The organism is Stutzerimonas sp. FeSN7 (assembly GCF_030263795.1).
Classification (GTDB): Bacteria; Pseudomonadota; Gammaproteobacteria; order Pseudomonadales; family Pseudomonadaceae; genus Stutzerimonas; species Stutzerimonas stutzeri.
Window position 1 is genome coordinate 2,358,144 of sequence record NZ_JARPMN010000001.1, and the last position, 15,569, is coordinate 2,373,712.

Annotated in this window: 15 protein-coding genes and 1 riboswitch; of the genes, 14 read left to right on the plus strand and 1 reads right to left on the minus strand. The window is 66.7% G+C overall.

Features of this window, described 5'->3' with window-relative positions:
- Positions 1-98: 98 nt before the first annotated feature.
- The 12 genes from atzF (at position 99) to P5703_RS11065 (ending at position 11,939) form a co-directional block, all read left to right on the plus strand.
- Positions 99-1,901 (plus strand): allophanate hydrolase, encoded by a 1,803-nt coding sequence (gene atzF, locus P5703_RS11010; protein ID WP_285586755.1) that lies wholly within the window; start codon positions 99-101, stop codon positions 1,899-1,901.
- A 132-nt stretch (positions 1,902-2,033) separates the two neighbouring features.
- On the plus strand, positions 2,034-3,005 hold the full coding sequence (locus tag P5703_RS11015; RefSeq protein WP_279641701.1) for an aldo/keto reductase: 972 nt from the start codon (positions 2,034-2,036) through the stop codon (positions 3,003-3,005).
- 297 nt (positions 3,006-3,302) lie between these two features.
- Positions 3,303-3,405, plus strand: a riboswitch (guanidine-I (ykkC/yxkD leader).
- Between the two features lie 48 nt (positions 3,406-3,453).
- Positions 3,454-4,455, plus strand: coding sequence for an ABC transporter substrate-binding protein (locus P5703_RS11020; RefSeq protein ID WP_279641700.1), 1,002 nt, complete (start codon positions 3,454-3,456; stop codon positions 4,453-4,455).
- Between the two features lie 45 nt (positions 4,456-4,500).
- A complete protein-coding gene (locus tag P5703_RS11025) occupies positions 4,501-5,523 on the plus strand; it encodes a fatty acid desaturase family protein (protein WP_151320634.1) in 1,023 nt (340 codons plus the stop codon).
- 1 nt (position 5,524) lies between these two features.
- Positions 5,525-6,313 (plus strand): SDR family NAD(P)-dependent oxidoreductase, encoded by a 789-nt coding sequence (locus P5703_RS11030; protein ID WP_151320633.1) that lies wholly within the window; start codon positions 5,525-5,527, stop codon positions 6,311-6,313.
- Positions 6,313-7,068, plus strand: coding sequence for an SDR family NAD(P)-dependent oxidoreductase (locus P5703_RS11035; protein WP_279641699.1), 756 nt, complete (start codon positions 6,313-6,315; stop codon positions 7,066-7,068). Before P5703_RS11030 ends, P5703_RS11035 begins: the two co-directional genes overlap by 1 nt.
- Entirely contained in the window at positions 7,065-7,949 is an 885-nt protein-coding gene (locus tag P5703_RS11040) for a DMT family transporter (protein ID WP_279641698.1), read from the plus strand. The genes P5703_RS11035 and P5703_RS11040 overlap by 4 nt, the downstream gene beginning before the upstream one ends.
- On the plus strand, positions 7,946-8,707 hold the full coding sequence (locus tag P5703_RS11045; RefSeq protein ID WP_014596624.1) for a creatininase: 762 nt from the start codon (positions 7,946-7,948) through the stop codon (positions 8,705-8,707). The genes P5703_RS11040 and P5703_RS11045 overlap by 4 nt, the downstream gene beginning before the upstream one ends.
- Entirely contained in the window at positions 8,704-9,363 is a 660-nt protein-coding gene (locus tag P5703_RS11050) for a cysteine hydrolase family protein (RefSeq protein ID WP_285586768.1), read from the plus strand. The genes P5703_RS11045 and P5703_RS11050 overlap by 4 nt, the downstream gene beginning before the upstream one ends.
- 49 nt (positions 9,364-9,412) lie before the next feature.
- Positions 9,413-10,222, plus strand: a complete 810-nt coding sequence (locus P5703_RS11055; protein ID WP_020306328.1) for a hypothetical protein — start codon at positions 9,413-9,415, stop codon at positions 10,220-10,222.
- A complete protein-coding gene (locus P5703_RS11060; RefSeq protein ID WP_285586775.1) occupies positions 10,219-11,097 on the plus strand; it encodes an ABC transporter permease in 879 nt (292 codons plus the stop codon). Before P5703_RS11055 ends, P5703_RS11060 begins: the two co-directional genes overlap by 4 nt.
- A gap of 2 nt (positions 11,098-11,099) precedes the next feature.
- Positions 11,100-11,939: an ABC transporter ATP-binding protein gene (locus tag P5703_RS11065; RefSeq protein ID WP_014820355.1), complete on the plus strand. Its 840-nt coding sequence runs from the start codon at positions 11,100-11,102 to the stop codon at positions 11,937-11,939.
- 3 nt (positions 11,940-11,942) lie between these two features.
- On the opposite strand, the gene P5703_RS11070 is transcribed toward P5703_RS11065, so the two are convergent.
- Positions 11,943-12,965, minus strand: a complete 1,023-nt coding sequence (locus P5703_RS11070) for an alpha/beta fold hydrolase (protein ID WP_068506980.1) — start codon at positions 12,963-12,965, stop codon at positions 11,943-11,945.
- Between the two features lie 142 nt (positions 12,966-13,107).
- Here P5703_RS11070 and glnT point away from each other — a divergent pair, with 142 nt between their 5' ends.
- Positions 13,108-14,472, plus strand: a complete 1,365-nt coding sequence (glnT, locus tag P5703_RS11075) for a type III glutamate--ammonia ligase (RefSeq protein WP_106443292.1) — start codon at positions 13,108-13,110, stop codon at positions 14,470-14,472.
- A gap of 15 nt (positions 14,473-14,487) precedes the next feature.
- The gene (locus P5703_RS11080) at positions 14,488-15,555 is read left to right on the plus strand and encodes a putative urea ABC transporter substrate-binding protein (RefSeq protein WP_013982697.1); all 1,068 of its coding nucleotides are present in this window, start codon (positions 14,488-14,490) and stop codon (positions 15,553-15,555) included.
- The last annotated feature ends 14 nt before the right edge of the window (positions 15,556-15,569 follow it).

Below are 15,569 nucleotides of genomic sequence, written 5' to 3' on the forward strand. Positions count from 1 at the left end.
GACAGCGCTTCACCTGTCCACCCACCGGCCCACCGGGCCGACAACGAACATCGCGGTGGGAAAGGCTTCGCCGTTTTCCACCCTACGAGGGACATGAGATGACCACGACTTTTGACCTGCGCCTCGCCACCCTGAGCGCCGCCTACACTGCCGGGGACACCACCCCGCGCCAGCTGATCATTGCCCTGCGCGACAAGGCCGCCGCGCTCAACGGCGAGTTCAACGCCTTTATCCACCTGCTGAGCGCCGAGGAACTTGAGCCCTACCTGGCCACGCTGGAGAGCAAGACGCCCGCCGAGCTGCCGCTCTACGGCGTGCCCTTCGCCATCAAGGACAATATCGACCTGGCAGGTGTGCCCACCACCGCCGCCTGTCCCGCATATGCCTACAAACCGAATACCAGCGCCACCATCGTCGATCAGCTGATCGCCCTGGGCGCGGTGCCGCTGGGCAAGACCAACCTCGACCAGTTCGCCACCGGCCTCAACGGCACCCGCTCGCCCTATGGCGAATGCCGCAACTCGGTGCACCCGGACTACCCCTCCGGCGGCTCCAGCGCTGGCTCCTCGCTGGCCGTGGCGCTGGGGCTGGCAAGCTTCGCGCTGGGCACCGATACCGCCGGTTCCGGCCGCGTGCCGGCGGCACTGAACAACCTGGTGGGTCTGAAGGCCAGCAAAGGGCTGATCTCCACCGCCGGCGTTGTCCCGGCCTGCCGTACGTTGGACTGCGTGACCTTCTTCACCGCGACGGCGGCCGAAGCCAGTCAGCTGCTGGCGCTCACCGCCAGGCTCGATCCGCGCGACGAGTACAGCCGCAGCAACCCGCTGTGGAATGACGGCTCGGCCTTCGGCCAGATCAAGACCTTCCGCTTCGGCATACCCCAGCAGCTGGAATTTCTCGGCTGCGCCGAAAGCCCGGCGTTGTTCGCCGCCACAATCGAGCATCTGAAAGCCCTCGGCGGCGAGCCGGTTGAGATTGACTTCGAGCCCTTTCTTGAAGCTGCACGCCTGCTCTACGAAGGCCCCTGGGTCGCCGAACGCTATAGCGTGGCGGGCGCGCTGATCGAGCAGCAGCCGGATGCCGTGCTACCGGTGATCAAGGCCGTACTGGAAAAAGCTCCCGGCACCACCGCCGTGCAGCTGTTCCAGGCGCAATACCGCCTGCAGCAACTCAAGGCCGTCTGCGGCCGCACGATGGCCGAGGTCGATTGTGTGCTGACGCCCGCCTACCCGCGCCCGGTGACGCTCGCCGAACTTCACGCCGAGCCGGTCAAGCGCAATTCGGACCTGGGCTACTACACCAACTTCATGAACATGCTCGACTACGCCGCTGTCGCGGTGCCGGCAGCCACCATGCACAACGGCCTGCCCTGGGGCGTGACGCTGTTCGGCCGGGTGTTCACCGACCAGTACCTGCTGAGCCTGGCCGATGCGCTGCAGCATCAGACAGGGCTGAAGTTGATCGGCGGCAACGCGCTCATTACCCCGCCGCCCCGGAATCCGGCACGCAACGACCGCGCCCGCGTGGTGGTCTGCGGAGCGCACCTGGACGGCCTGCCGCTGAACTGGCAGCTCAGGCAGCGTGGCGGACGGCTGCTGGAAACCACCCGCAGCTCGCCGGACTACAAGCTCTACGCGCTGGCCGGCGGGCCACCGCTGCGCCCGGGCATGGTTCGCGGCGCCGAAGGCGGAGCGGCCGTCGAGGTTGAAGTCTGGGAGCTGCCGAGCCAGGAGCTCGGCTCCTTTCTCACCGGCATTCCGGCACCGCTCGGCCTGGGCAAGGTGCAGCTCGCCGACGGCCGCTGGGAAACAGGCTTCATCTGCGAGCCCTACGGCCTGGACGGCGCCCAGGACATCACCGAACTTGGCGGCTGGCGCACCTATCTGAAGCGTCGCAGCTGAGGCAGACGAGGAGCGACGGGGTTGCACTGCGGCCATCCCGTCGCATTGTCGGAACATCCAGCGCCGGGCCGACCTCCGATGCAGAGCCACGCCGACTCCGGTCGGCACCATCTGCATCCGAAGGAGGACTCCATGCGTATCACCCTGCCACGCATCGGTCTCGGCGGCGCACCGCTGGGCAACATGTTCCATCCGCTCAGCGAAGAAACTGCGGACGCCACCCTCAATGCCGCCTGGGACGCCGGCTTTCGCTATTACGACGTGTCGCCGCACTACGGCGCGGGCCTCGCCGAGCAGCGCTTCGGGCGCCTGCTGAGTGGCAAGCCGCGTGACGAGTACGTCCTGAGCACCAAGGTCGGGCGCCTGCTGCAGCCGGCCAGCCAGCCGGAAAACGCCAAGCCCTTCGTCGACGAGCTGCCCAACAAGCGCGTGCCGGATTATTCGGCCGACGGCGCACGCCGCTCCATCGAGGACAGCCTGGAGCGCATGGGCGTCGATCGCCTCGATGTGGTGTTCATCCACGACGTTTCCGAAGACCAATGGGGCCCGCAATGGCGCGAGTACTTCCAGCAGGCCATGAACGGCGCGGCGAAGGCGCTGACCCAGCTGCGCGATGAAGGCGTGATTCGCGGCTGGGGCCTGGGGGTCAACCTGGTCGAGCCATGCCGCCTGGCTCTGGAGCAGAGCGACCCGAACGTGTTCCTGCTGGCCGGCCGCTACTCGCTGCTGGAGCACGACGAGGCGCTGGACACCCTGTTCCCGACCTGCCAGGCACGCGACGTTGGCGTCGTCGTTGGCGGGCCGTTCAACTCCGGCGTCCTGGCCGGTGGCGATCACTATGAGTACGACCAGATCCCACCACAGGTCGCCCAGCGCAGGGAGCAGCTCAAGGCCGCTGCCGAGCGCTGCGGCGTCGATCTGCGGGCCGCCGCCCTGCACTTCTGCCTGGCCAACCCGGTGGTCGCCTCGGTCATCCCGGGCACGGCCAATCCCGAGCGTCCTCGGCAGTACATGGAATACTTCAACACCCAGGTGCCCCGCGAGTTCTGGCAGACCCTCAAGCACGACGGCCTGCTGCGCGAGGATGCGCCGGTGCCGATCTGACCTCTGCCAAGCCGTAACGGGCTGACCGCCCCATGCGCCGCCTGGCCCGTGGCGGCGGTTGGGCCGGAACGGTGTCATCAGCTGCACCATCCGCACTATCGCGGAGCAAGCCTCCCCATTAATGAGCAGCGCCGTGCCGGGCGCGCCACCCGTGTTGGCTCCGGCGCTAGCTGCAACTCATTGAAACTCCACGAGTTCGCTGCCAGCCACCGCATCTGGCACGCAACCTGCTCTATCACCCTTGCACGGGATGAGTCGCCTCCGGCACTCATGACGCTTGGCACAATCAGGAGCAACTTCAAGGAGAACTAGGGTTCCGGCTCACAGGGAGTGGGCGCTGGTCCGAGAGTTCTCCGGTCCCAGGGACGGGACTACACGGAGGGATAAAAGCCCGGGAGACGCGATGTCATCCCGTGCCTGTCATTCCAATGTGTAGGGAAATCACGCCATGTCCACACTGCGCTCGCTGAACAAGACCCTCCTCGCCGCCGGCCTGGCCGTCGCGACGTTGTTTTCACCGCTGGCCAGCCAGGCTGCCGAGAAGCTGAAGATCGGCACCGTGGTCTGGGCCGGCTATGGCCCCTTCTATGTCGCCGACAAGCTCGACCTGTTCAAGCCCCACAGCCTGGACGTGGACCTGCAGTTCTTCAACGACCCGGCGCTGATTCCCACCGCCATGGTGAGCCGCGCGCTGGACGGTGGCATGCTCACCTACGATCAGGTAGTGGCCTCGGTCGCCAAGGGCTTGAAGCACCGCGTGGTGATGCCCATCGACTTCTCCAACGGCGGTGACGCCATCGTTGCCGACGCGTCGATCCAGTCCATCGCCGACTTCAAGGGCAAGAAGGTCGGCTTCAACCCGCTGTCGCCCTCCGACTTCCTGCTGGCCTACGCGCTGCAGCAGAACGGCATGAGCGACAAGGACATCGACGCCGTCAACATGACTCCGGAAGGCATCCCCGGCGCCATGGCCTCGGGCAACCTGCCGGTCGGCGTGACCTACGAGCCCAACGTTTCGCAGATCCTCTCCATGGGCGGCGGCGACAAATTCAAGGTGGTCTATTCGTCCAAGGACGCACCGGGGCTGATCACCGATGTGCTGGTCTTCGACGAGGCGGTGATCGCCAAGAAGCCCGCCGCCATCAAGGCAATGATCCAGGGCTATCTCGACGGCCTGGCCTACATGCAGGCGCACCCCGAGGAGTCGGCGAAGATCATCGGCGAGGTGCTCGGCGTCAGCGCCGAGGAAGCCGTCGAGCAGATGGCCGGCGCCTACAACATCCCCCTAGCGGAGATGGGCAAGAGCTTCACCCCAGGCGACGACACCCATTCCTTCCATGGCAGCGGCGCGATCATCGCCAAGCTGCTCAAGGACAACGGGCAGATCCCGACCATCCCGGATTTCAGCCAGACCTACGACGCCCAGTTCACCGAAGCGCTCGCCCAGTAAGCCGACGCCGGGCGGGCCGTCGCCCGCCTGTGCTGGAGAAAAACCATGACTGCCAAACCTCTGTACCGTTACGCCGATGGCCGCCTGCCCAACACGCTGGCGATCCTCTATACCGCGCTCGCCTACGGCGGCGGCGTGGCTCTGCTGTTCGCCGGTAACGGCTGGCTGAACGTGCTGGGCACGCTGCTGCTGGCCCACGGCATGATCATCGCCGCCTACCTGATCCACGAATTCGCCCACGGCGCCATCTTCAGCGTGCCCAAGCACAACGAATGGGCCGGCAATGTCTGCAGCTGGCTGTGCGGCAGCTGCTACGCCGAGTTCCAGGACCTGCGCAAGAAGCACATGCGCCACCACGTCGACCGCGCCGACGTGATCACCTTCGACAGCAAGGCCTTCCTCAAGGCACGCCCGCTGTGGTTCCAGAAGCTGGTGCTGGCGCTGGAATGGGCCTATGTGCCGGCGGTGGAACTGATCATGCATTTCTATGTGATCGCCCTTCCCTTCATCACCGACAACGACAAGCACCGCGCCCGGCGCGGCAAGGTCGCCGCGGTGCTGGCCATTCGCACACTGCTCTTTGCCGGGCTCGCGGTGCTCTCGCTGAAGGCCGTGCTGCTCTACGCCGTGGCCTGGATGATCATGCTCAGCGTGCTGCGTTTCGCCGATGCCTATCAGCACACCTACGAGGCCTTCGCCGTGCTGGAGGACGGTGGCAAGCTGCCGGAGGACAAGCGCCGCGACCGCAGCTACGAGCAGCAGAACACCTACAGCAACGTGGTTTCCGAGCGCTGGCCGGCGCTGAACCTGCTGCTGCTCAACTTTTCCTTCCACAACGCCCACCACGAGAAGCCGGTGGCGCCCTGGTATCGCCTGCCCAAGCTGCACGCCGAGCTGTACGGCAGCACCTACAACCAGGTCATCCCGATGCGCAAGCTGCTCGGCAGCTTCCACCGCTACCGCGTACGCCGCGTGCTGGACGATGACTACGGGGTGGTCAGCGAAGGACCGAACAAGGCCGACAACTTCTACGGCGCCGTGGGCGTCTCGTTCCTGACGGCGGTGTGACATGCACAAGGCACTGGATTACCGCGGCCGTTGCGTGGTCATCACCGGCGCCGCCGGGGGCATCGGTCGTGGTCTGGCGCAGAGTTTCGCCGCTGCTGGCGCCACCCTGGAGCTGCTCGACCGTGACGCCGACGCCCTGGCCCGGCTCGCCGGCGAACTCGCTGGCGAGACGCCGCTGCACTGCACCGCACTGGACCTGGGCGATCGGCAGGCGGTGCAGCAGTACGCCGATGACCTCGCCTGCCGCGGCCTCAACGCCGATGTGCTGATCAACAACGCCGGTGTCGAGTACGCCACGCCGCTGGGCGAGTGCAGCTTCGAGGCCGATCAGCGCTGGTCGGCCCTACTGGAGAACAACGTCGGTTCCATGCAACGCCTGACCCGCGCATTGCTGCCACGCCTGCGCGCTGGCGCCAGCGTGATCAACCAGGCCTCCATCTGGGGACTGAAAGGCGTGCCGGGCTTTTCCGCCTATGTCGCCAGCAAGCACGCGGTGGTCGGCCTGACCCGCTCGCTGGCCTGGGAGCTGGGCCCGCGGCGCATCCGGGTGAACGCGGTGTGCCCCGGCTGGATCGGCACCGATGCGGCCATGCGCTCGCTGAAGGTGATGGCGGACGCCAACGGCCGCAGCGACAGCGCCGAGCTCGCGGCGATACTCGCCAACCAGGCCATTCCGGAGCTGCTGACACCGGCCGATCTGGGCGGCACCTTCCTGTTCCTCGGCTCACCGCTGGCCGCCGCCCTGACCGGGCAGGCGCTGTCGGTCAGCCACGGCGAGGTGATGCACTGATGGCTGCCATCCTTACCGGGCTGACCGCTCTGGTCACCGGCGCAGCGACCGGCATCGGCCGTGCCACCGCACTCGCGCTGGCCGCCGAAGGCGCGCGGGTCTGGATCAATCATCGCGATCAACACGACCTGGCGGAACGAGTGGTCGAGCAGATCATCGCCAGCGGCGGCTGCGCCTGGGCCATCGAGGCCGATGTCAGCGATCCGGCTGCGGTCGCGGCAATGTTCGAGACCATCGAGGCACAGGGACCGCTGGATCTGCTGGTCAATAACGCCGGGGTGATCCTGGAAAAGCCCTTTCTCGAAACCAGCGAGGCGGACTGGGCAAGGGTGCTGGGCGTCGATCTCGCCGGCGTCTACCGCTGCTGCCGCCATGCACTGGCACAGATGCAGCCGCGGCGCAGCGGCGCCATCGTCAATATCGCCTCGGACCTCGGATTTCTCGGTCGCGAACAGTACGTAGCCTACTGCACGGCCAAGGCCGGGGTGATCGGCCTGACCCGCTCACTGGCCCGCGAGTTCGCTGCAGACGGCATCCGCATCAATGGCGTCGCACCCGGCCCCATCGCCACGGCGATGGTCAGCCCGGAGCACATGAGCGACGAGTGGATGGCCAAGGAGCTGGCGATCCCCATGGCGCGCCTGGGCACGCCGGAGGAAGTCGCGGCGGCCATCGTCTTCCTGCTTTCGCCGCAGGCGAGCTATTTCACCGGACAGCTGCTCGGGCCCAACGGCGGCTCCTGGATGGGCGCATGAACAGCCTGATGCCACAGGGCATGCTGATCGGCGGCGCCATCATGTGGGGGCTGGGCTGGCTGCCGCTGCAGTTCTTCGCGGCCCGCGGCCTGGCCGGCATGCCGCTGGTGCTGCTGACCTATTCGCTGCTCAGCCTGCTGGCGTTGCCGGTGCTCTGGCAGCAGCGCCGCCAGTGGGCGAGCCAGTATCGCCAGGTGCTCACCATGGGCCTGTGCGGTGGCTGGGCCACCGCCGCCCTGGTTACCGCCCTGGCCGAGGGCAACGTGGTGCGGGTGATGCTGCTGTTCTACCTGGCGCCAGTGTGGGCGATGGTCGGCGGCTGGCTGCTGCTGGGCGAACGCCTCAGCGGCACGCGGCTGTTCGCCCTTGGGCTGGCGATGCTCGGCATCGGCCTGACCCTCGGCGTCACGAGCGAAGCGCTGGACGCGCCCGGCGCGAACGACTGGCTGGCGCTTTCCGCCGGCCTCGCCTTCAGCCTCAACAACCTCGCCACTCGCGCCGCCGACCGGGTGCCACTGGCGAGCAAGGCGCTGGTCAGTTTCGTCGGCAGCGCGCTGCTCGGTGGGCTGTTCTGCCTGCTGCTGCGCCAGCCACTTCCGCCCCTGGATCTGACCCTGAGCTGGCAGATCGCCCTGCTCGCCCTCGGCTGCCTGGTCAGCATGGCCGCCGTGCAGTACGGCCTGACTCATCTGGAAGCCGGCCGCGCCGCGGTGCTGGTGGTGTTCGAGCTGATAGCCGCGGTGCTGTCGTCCGCCTGGTTCGGCAGCCACGCCATCGGCCCGAACGAATGGCTCGGCGGCGCCCTGATCACCACCGCCGCGCTGATCGCCGGCTGGCCGGAACGTCCCCTTTCAATCGCGACAAGGAGCACCTGCGCATGACCGTGCACATGGATCAACTGAGCTGGGTCGATTACGAACGCCGCGTGCGCGAAGGCGCCGTGGTCTTTCTGCCCTGCGGCGCCACCGAGCAACATGGCCCGCACCTGCCGCTGGGCACCGACGCGCTGCTGGCCAGTGCCATCAGCGCGGACGTGGCGGCACGAGTCGGCGGGCTGGTGGCACCGGCGTTGTCATACGGCTACAAATCGCAACCGAAATGCGGCGGCGGCCAGCACTTCTGCGGTACCACCAGCCTGGATGGCGCAACCTTGAGCGCTCTGGTGCGCGACGCCGTGCGTGAGTTCCATCGCCACGGTGTGCGCCGCCTGGTGCTGGTGCTCGGCCATTACGAGAACCAGTGGTTCGTCGCCGAGGGCATCCAGCTGGCGCTGCGCGACCTCGGGCCGGACGCCGGGCTGGAGGTGATGCGCCTGGAGCACTGGGATTTCTGCCACGAGCAGACCCTGACCGACATCTTCCCGGAAGGCTTTCCCGGTTTCGCGCTGGAGCATGCCGCGGTGATCGAGACCTCGCTGATGCTGCATTTCCATCCGCAACTGGTCGCGATGGAGAAGATTCCCGACGACGCCCCGGCCGACTTTCCGCCCTACGACATGTACCCCACCCGTACCGAATGGGTGCCGCCCTCCGGGGTGCTGTCCTCGGCCAGAGGCTCCAGCGCGGCGAAAGGCCAGCGGCTGGCCCACGACATCGTCGAAGGCATTGCCGCCGCGGTGTGCAAGGAGTTTGCGCTGTGAGCCTGACGACGAACCCGCTGTTCCTCGAGCATACGGCGCTGCTGGTGATCGACATGCAGCGCGACTTCTGCGCGCTGGGCGGATACGCCGACCAGGCCGGCATGGATGTCAGCCGCCTGCGCGCGCCGATCCCGGCGATCCAGGCGCTGCTGGATCGCGCCCGCGGCGTGGGCATGCTGGTGGTGCACACCCGTGAAGGCCATCGACCGGATCTTTCCGACCTGCCCGAGCCCAAGCGCCGCCGCGCCCAGGCCGCTGGCGGTCCCATCGGCAGCCCCGGCCCCCTCGGCCGCCTGCTGGTGCGCGGCGAATTCGGTCACGACCTGATCGACGAGCTGCAACCGCGCGCCGGCGAGCCGGTGATCGACAAGCCGGGCTACAGCGCCTTCGCCCATACCGATCTCGAACTGATCCTGCGCCGTCGCGGTATCGAGCGGCTGATCCTGACCGGCGTGACCACCGAGGTCTGCGTGGCCTCGACGCTGCGCCAGGCCATCGACCTTGGCTTCGACTGCCTGACCGTCCGCGACGCCTGCGCATCGGCCGACCCGCAACTGCATGCGGCTGCGCTGGCGATGATCGAGGTGGAAGGCGGCCTGTTCGGCAGCGTGATCGACAGCCATCGGCTGCTGAGCCTGCTGGAGGGATCGGCATGACCCCCCAGCCTGATCGCGTCCGAAGCACGTCATTTGCGGAGCATTACCCATGAAAACCGTTCCCGATGCCTATCTCGGCGTCTGGCGCCGCCGCCTGCTGACCACCACGGCCGGCCTGCGCGACGAAACCAGCGAAGTCTACTGGCTGCAGACCGCCAGCCTGCACGCCGACCTGCGTCTGCCGGGGGGGCAACCCGTGGCACCGGCAGCTTCGCTTGAAACCTGCAGCCATGCCCAGCAGTTGGCGCTGAGTGAACAGGCCGGCTTTGCCGGCATCACCGAGGTCAACGGCGATATCTGCCAGTGGCATCGGCTGATCGACTTCCAGCCGCCGGGCGGGCCTGCGGATATCGGCCTGATGCGCTTCGAGACCCCGGAACGGCTGCTGGAAGACGGGCTGGACGGCAGCTATCACGAAATCTGGCAGCGCCTGCCGGAATCGCAGGGGCGCAACTGGGGGATCTGGCTGCGCGCGTCGGAGCAGCCAGCCCGCCAGGCCTGCCTGCTGGTAGCGGGCGACTACTTCCTGTTCGCCGCCGAGCGGCCAATTCTGCTGCCGGCCAGCTCGGGGCATCTGCGTGAACAGCTGGCCGCCATCGGCCCCGCGTTGCGGCCGCAGCTGCTGGCCTGCGAGCTGTCCTTCGGCCGCCACCGCAACGGCGCCACACCCTGGCAGATCACCCATTCGACGCTGCCCGGCCGCGTCGGCGACGCGCTGCTGTCGAGCTACTGGAACTTCGCCGACCCCGCCAGTCTGCCCGCCGCGGACCTCGCCGCGCTGGGCCGTTATCCGGCGGCCGGCGGCTGGCAACGCGTCGAACTGGATGTGCCTACCGCTACAGAGGAGGTCCCCGCATGACCGCACAGATCAGCATTCCCTCCACTGCCCCCGCCGCTCAACAACGACACACCACAGCACCCGTCGCACGAGCCGAACCGGTGGTCCGCAGAGGCAGTTTCTGGCGCATTCGCGGCGAACTCTCGCGGCGCAGCGCCTGGCTGCTCACCGGCGCCGGGCTGAGCCTGCCCTTCATCGTCTGGTGGCTGTGGACCGCCCTTGGTCTGGCCGACCCGATGTTCATGCCCAGCCCCGGCGCAGTGCTCGAGCGCATCGGCCGCTGGTGGACCAGCGAGGGGCTGCTGGGAGACATCGGCATCAGCGTCTGGCGGGTCATGGCCGGCTTCGGCGCCTCGGCACTGATCGCCCTGCCGCTGGGGCTGTACATCGGCACGTACCGGCCGGTGCAGGCCTTTCTCGAACCGCTCACCGACTTCATCCGCTATATGCCGGCCGTGGCCTTCATTCCGCTGGTGATGCTCTGGGTCGGCATCGACGAAGGCTCCAAGGTGCTGATCATCTTCATCGGCACCTTTTTCCAGATGGTGCTGATGGTCGCCGAGGATGTGCGCCGCGTACCCATGGCGCAGATCGAGGCGGCGCAGACCATGGGCGCCAACCGCAGCGAGATCGTCAAGCTGGTGATCCTGCCGTCGGCCAAGCCTGCGCTGCTCGACACCCTGCGCATCACCTGCGGCTGGGCCTGGACCTACCTGGTGGTGGCCGAACTGGTCGCGGCCAACTCCGGCCTGGGCTACGCCATCCTCAAGGCGCAGCGTTACATGCACACCGACAAGATCTTCGCCGGCATCCTGCTGATCGGTCTCATCGGCCTGATCACCGATCAGGCCTTCCGCTGGTTGCACCGCCGCGCCTTTCCCTGGATGAGGAAATGACCATGTCCGATGCCAAGATTCGTGTACGCCAGGTCGGCAAGACCTTCGTCAGCGAGCGCCGTGAGGTGCAGGCGCTGCAGTCGATCGACCTGGACATCCAGCCCAACGAGTTCGTCACCTTCGTCGGCGCCTCGGGCTGCGGCAAGTCCACCCTGCTACGCATCATCGCCGGCCTGGAGACGCTGAGTCGCGGCGAGATCCTGCTCGACGGCAGGCCCATCGACGGCCCCGGCGTCGACCGCGCCATGGTCTTCCAGCACTACAGCCTCTACCCCTGGCTGACGGTGATGCAGAACATCAAGTTCTGCCGCCAGCTCAAGGTGATCGGCGATACCGTGCGCCACGATGGAGACGTGGAGTCCGCCGCCGGCCGCGCCGATGCCCTGCTCAACCTGATGGGTCTGACGCGCTTCGCCGATGCCTACCCCAGCCAGCTCTCCGGCGGCATGCAGCAGCGCGTCGCCATTGCCCGCGCCCTGCTGCCCAAACCGGCGACGCTGCTGATGGACGAGCCGTTCGGCGCGCTGGATGCGCAGACCCGCGAGGTCATGCACGACCTGATCCGTCACGTGCACCGGCTGGAGAAGAGCACCATCCTGTTCGTCACCCACGATGTCGAAGAAGCCATCTATCTGGGCAGCCGCATCGTGCTGATGGCGCCCCGCCCCGGGCGCATCGATTCCATCTACGAGGTGCCGCTGCCGGCCCAGCGCCACCAGGACATGAAGCTCGCGCCGGAATTCACTGAGCTCAAGCGCGAGATCCTCGCCCGGATCCGCGAAACCTCCGGCATGCAGACCGACCTCGAGCAACTGGCCAAACTCAGCGCCGTGGCCGGCTGAAGGCTAGCGGCCAAGCAGTTCGGCCATTGCCGCGAACACCTGGCGCATGGCCGCCGCGCTGCGGCCCGGCCCACCGGCACAATGGCCCCAGTCCGATTCGAGCACCCGTAGCTCGGCACCCGGAATCAGCGCGGCCTCGTGGCGGGCATCCTCGACGGTGAAATACAGATCGCTGCTGCCGGGCATCAGGATGGACCGCGCACGGATGCGACCCAGCGCTTCGGCCAGCGAGTCGGCAGCGAAACTGCCGGCCGGGTCGGCCGATTGCCAGGTATGCAGCACGCAGAGCAGGTCGTTGGCGTCCTGCTCCAGATGATCCTGTTCCCAGTAGTCGAGCAGCGCCTCGAGGCTCTCGAAACCCAGCTCGCGCCACAGCTCATGACGATAGAACGCCTGCGAATAGGCCCAGCCGGCATAGGCACGGCCGAAAGCCCGCAAACCACGTTCCGGCGGCACGCTGTAGCGCCCTCCCTGCCAGGAGGCGTCGGCGCACAGTGCCGCCTTCACCCCTTCGAGAAACACCCGATTGTGCGGCCAGCAGCGTGCCGTACAGCAGAACGGCAGGATGGCACGCATCCGTTCCGGATAAGCCATTGCCCAGAACAGCGTCTGCATGCCGCCCATGGACCAGCCGCTGACCAGGGCGAGCTGCCAGTCGTCGCCATACAACCGATCGAGCAACGCCTTCTGCGCCCTCACGTTGTCCAGCAGGCCGACCCGCGGGAAGTCCGCTGCGCCCTGACCGGGCGCAGCGTTGCTCGGCGAAGTCGACCAGCCTGCGCCGAACAGGTTGGTCAGCACCACGCAGTAATCGCCACCTGCCAGCGGGCCATCCGCACCAAGCAGGGGCAGGCTGCCCCAATGTGTGCCGCCGTAGTAGCTCGGAATCAGCACCAGGTTGTCCCGGGCGCGGTTCGGCGTGCCCACTACCTGATAGCAGAGCCGCGCATTGCGCAGGCGTTCGCCGTTTTCGAGGCGCATTTCGCCCAGCGCAAAAAATTTCTTTTCCCTTTTTATTTCAATCATCTGCGTGACTCCTGCAGTGGCGCATAGGGCGCCAGGCGGCACCAGCGTCGGCCCGTTTCTATACACGCTGGCATGTATATTGGATGAAGGAATCGTGCCAGCGGCCCCGGCCGCCATTCATGACTCCAAGGAGCGCAAGCCGATGACCAGCTTTCCCCTCTCCTCCGTCGAGGAGTTGAAGCAGCAGTTGCAGGACAAGGGTGTGAAGTACGCGATGGCCAGCTACGTCGACATCCACGGCGTGATCAAGGGCAAGTTCGTCCCCATCGCCCATCTCGGCCAGATGCTCCGCGGCTCCGAGCTCTACACCGGTGCGGCGCTGGACGGCGTCCCGCAGGAGATCAGCGACAACGAGGTGGCCGCGATGCCAGACCCGGCGACCGCCACCCAGTGCAGCTGGAACCGCGATCTCGCCTGGTTCGCCAGCGACCTCTACCTGGACGGCAAGCCCTTCGACGCCTGCTCGCGCGGCATCCTCAAGCGCCAGACCGAAGCCGCTGCGGCGCTGGGCTACACCTTCAACCTCGGCATCGAGACCGAGTTCTTCCTGTTCAAGGACACCCCGGATGGCGGCTTCGCGCCCATTTCCGAGCGCGACGACATGGCCAAGCCCTGCTACGACCCGCGCCTGCTGATGGACAACCTGCCCATCGTCGACGAACTGGTACAGGCGATGAACGAGATGGGCTGGGGCGTCTACTCCTTCGACCACGAGGACGCCAACGGCCAGTTCGAAACCGATTTCAAGTACACCGACGCCCTCGGCATGGCCGACCGCTTCGTGTTCTTCCGCATGATGGCGGGCGAGATCGCCCGCAAGCACGGCGCCTTCGCCACCTTCATGCCCAAGCCCTCGGCCAACCGCACCGGCAGCGGCGCGCACTACAACATGTCGCTAGCCGACATCGAGACCGGCAAGAATCTGTTCGAAGTCGATGGCGAAGACCCCTACGGCTGCGGCGTGACCCCGCTGGCCTATCACTTCATCGCTGGGGTACTGAAACATGCCAAGGCCATCTGCGCGGTCATCGCGCCTACGGTCAACAGCTACAAGCGGCTGATCCGCAAGGGCGCCATGTCCGGCTCGACCTGGGCGCCGGTGTTCTGCTGCTACGGCAACAACAACCGCACCAACATGCTGCGCATTCCGTCCCAGGGCGCGCGGGTCGAATGCCGCGCCGCCGACATCGGCTGCAACCCCTACCTCGGTGCAGCGATGATCCTCGCCGCCGGCCTGGAGGGCATCCGCGACAAGCTCGATCCCGGCCAGCCGCACCGCGAGAACATGTATCACTACAGCGAACGGGAGGTCGCGCAGATGGGTATCGAGACCCTGCCGCGCACCCTCAGCGAAGCCATCGACGCCTTCGAGGCCGACCCGCTGTCGCGCCAGGTGTTCGGCGATGCCATGTACCAGGCCTTTGTCGAGTTCAAGCGCGACGAATGGAACGCCTACCACACCCATGTTTCCGACTGGGAAATCCAGCGCTATCTGAAGTTCTTCTGAACCAGGAGTACCGCCATGCACGGCACCATGATGAAAAAGCTGCTCTGCGCCGGGGCCATTGCCCTCGCCGCCCTCGCCCCGCTGGCCCAAGCGGAGGAGAAAAAGACCTTCAACCTGGCCTGGACCATTTACGTCGGCTGGATGCCCTGGAAGTACGCCGACGAGTCAGGAATCATGAAGAAGTGGGCCGACAAGTACGGGATCGAGGTGAACATCAGCCAGATCAACGACTACGTCGAGTCCATCAACCAGTACAGCGCCGGCCAGTTCGACGGCGTGGTCGCTACCAGCATGGATGCGCTGTCGATTCCGGCGGCCGGTGGCGTCGACACCACCGCGCTGATCGTCGGCAGCTACTCCAACGGCAACGACGGCCTGGTGATGAAGGGCACCAGCGATCTCAAACAGATCAAGGGCCAGCAGGTGCACCTGGTGGAACTGTCGGTGTCGCACTACATCCTGGCCAAGGCGCTGGACAGCGTAGGCCTGTCGGAGAAGGACGTGCAGGTGGTCAACACCTCGGACGCCGACATCGTCGCTGCCTTCAGCACGGCCGATGTACGCAACGTGGCGACCTGGAGTCCGCTGCTGCAGGAAGTCGCCGCCACACCGGATGCACATCAGGTCTTCGACTCGGCCAGCGTGCCGGGCCATGTCAAGGACCTGCTGATCGTCAACAGCGAGACGCTGGCCGACAACCCCGCGTTCGGCAAGGCAGTCACCGGCGCCTGGTACGAGGTGATGGCAATCATGGCCAGCGACACGCCGCAAGGCGCCGAGCTACGCGCCCAACTGGGCGCAGCTTCCGGTACCGACCAGGCCGGCTACGAGGCGCAACTCAAGGGCACCCACATGTTCTATCAGCCAGCCGAAGCGGTCGCCTTCATCTCCGGCGAACCGGCCCACGAAGCGATGGACAGCGTGCGCAAGTTCTCCTTCGACCACGGCCTGCTGGGCGACGGTGCCGATTCGGCGGACTTTGTCGGTATCGCCATGCCGGCCGGCGCGCTCGGTGATCAGGGCAATCTCAAGCTGCGCTTCGACACCACCTACATGCAGATGGCCGCCGACGGCGCCCTGTGAGGGCTTGCCACGCA

Coding starts and splice junctions, on each gene's coding strand:
- atzF (WP_285586755.1), top strand. CDS start 99: ATGACCACGACTTTTGACCTGCGCCTCGCCACCCTGAGCGCCGCCTAC.
- P5703_RS11015 (WP_279641701.1), top strand. CDS start 2,034: ATGCGTATCACCCTGCCACGCATCGGTCTCGGCGGCGCACCGCTGGGC.
- P5703_RS11020 (WP_279641700.1), top strand. CDS start 3,454: ATGTCCACACTGCGCTCGCTGAACAAGACCCTCCTCGCCGCCGGCCTG.
- P5703_RS11025 (WP_151320634.1), top strand. CDS start 4,501: ATGACTGCCAAACCTCTGTACCGTTACGCCGATGGCCGCCTGCCCAAC.
- P5703_RS11030 (WP_151320633.1), top strand. CDS start 5,525: ATGCACAAGGCACTGGATTACCGCGGCCGTTGCGTGGTCATCACCGGC.
- P5703_RS11035 (WP_279641699.1), top strand. CDS start 6,313: ATGGCTGCCATCCTTACCGGGCTGACCGCTCTGGTCACCGGCGCAGCG.
- P5703_RS11040 (WP_279641698.1), top strand. CDS start 7,065: ATGAACAGCCTGATGCCACAGGGCATGCTGATCGGCGGCGCCATCATG.
- P5703_RS11045 (WP_014596624.1), top strand. CDS start 7,946: ATGACCGTGCACATGGATCAACTGAGCTGGGTCGATTACGAACGCCGC.
- P5703_RS11055 (WP_020306328.1), top strand. CDS start 9,413: ATGAAAACCGTTCCCGATGCCTATCTCGGCGTCTGGCGCCGCCGCCTG.
- P5703_RS11060 (WP_285586775.1), top strand. CDS start 10,219: ATGACCGCACAGATCAGCATTCCCTCCACTGCCCCCGCCGCTCAACAA.
- P5703_RS11065 (WP_014820355.1), top strand. CDS start 11,100: ATGTCCGATGCCAAGATTCGTGTACGCCAGGTCGGCAAGACCTTCGTC.
- P5703_RS11070 (WP_068506980.1), bottom strand. CDS start 12,965: ATGATTGAAATAAAAAGGGAAAAGAAATTTTTTGCGCTGGGCGAAATG.
- glnT (WP_106443292.1), top strand. CDS start 13,108: ATGACCAGCTTTCCCCTCTCCTCCGTCGAGGAGTTGAAGCAGCAGTTG.
- P5703_RS11080 (WP_013982697.1), top strand. CDS start 14,488: ATGCACGGCACCATGATGAAAAAGCTGCTCTGCGCCGGGGCCATTGCC.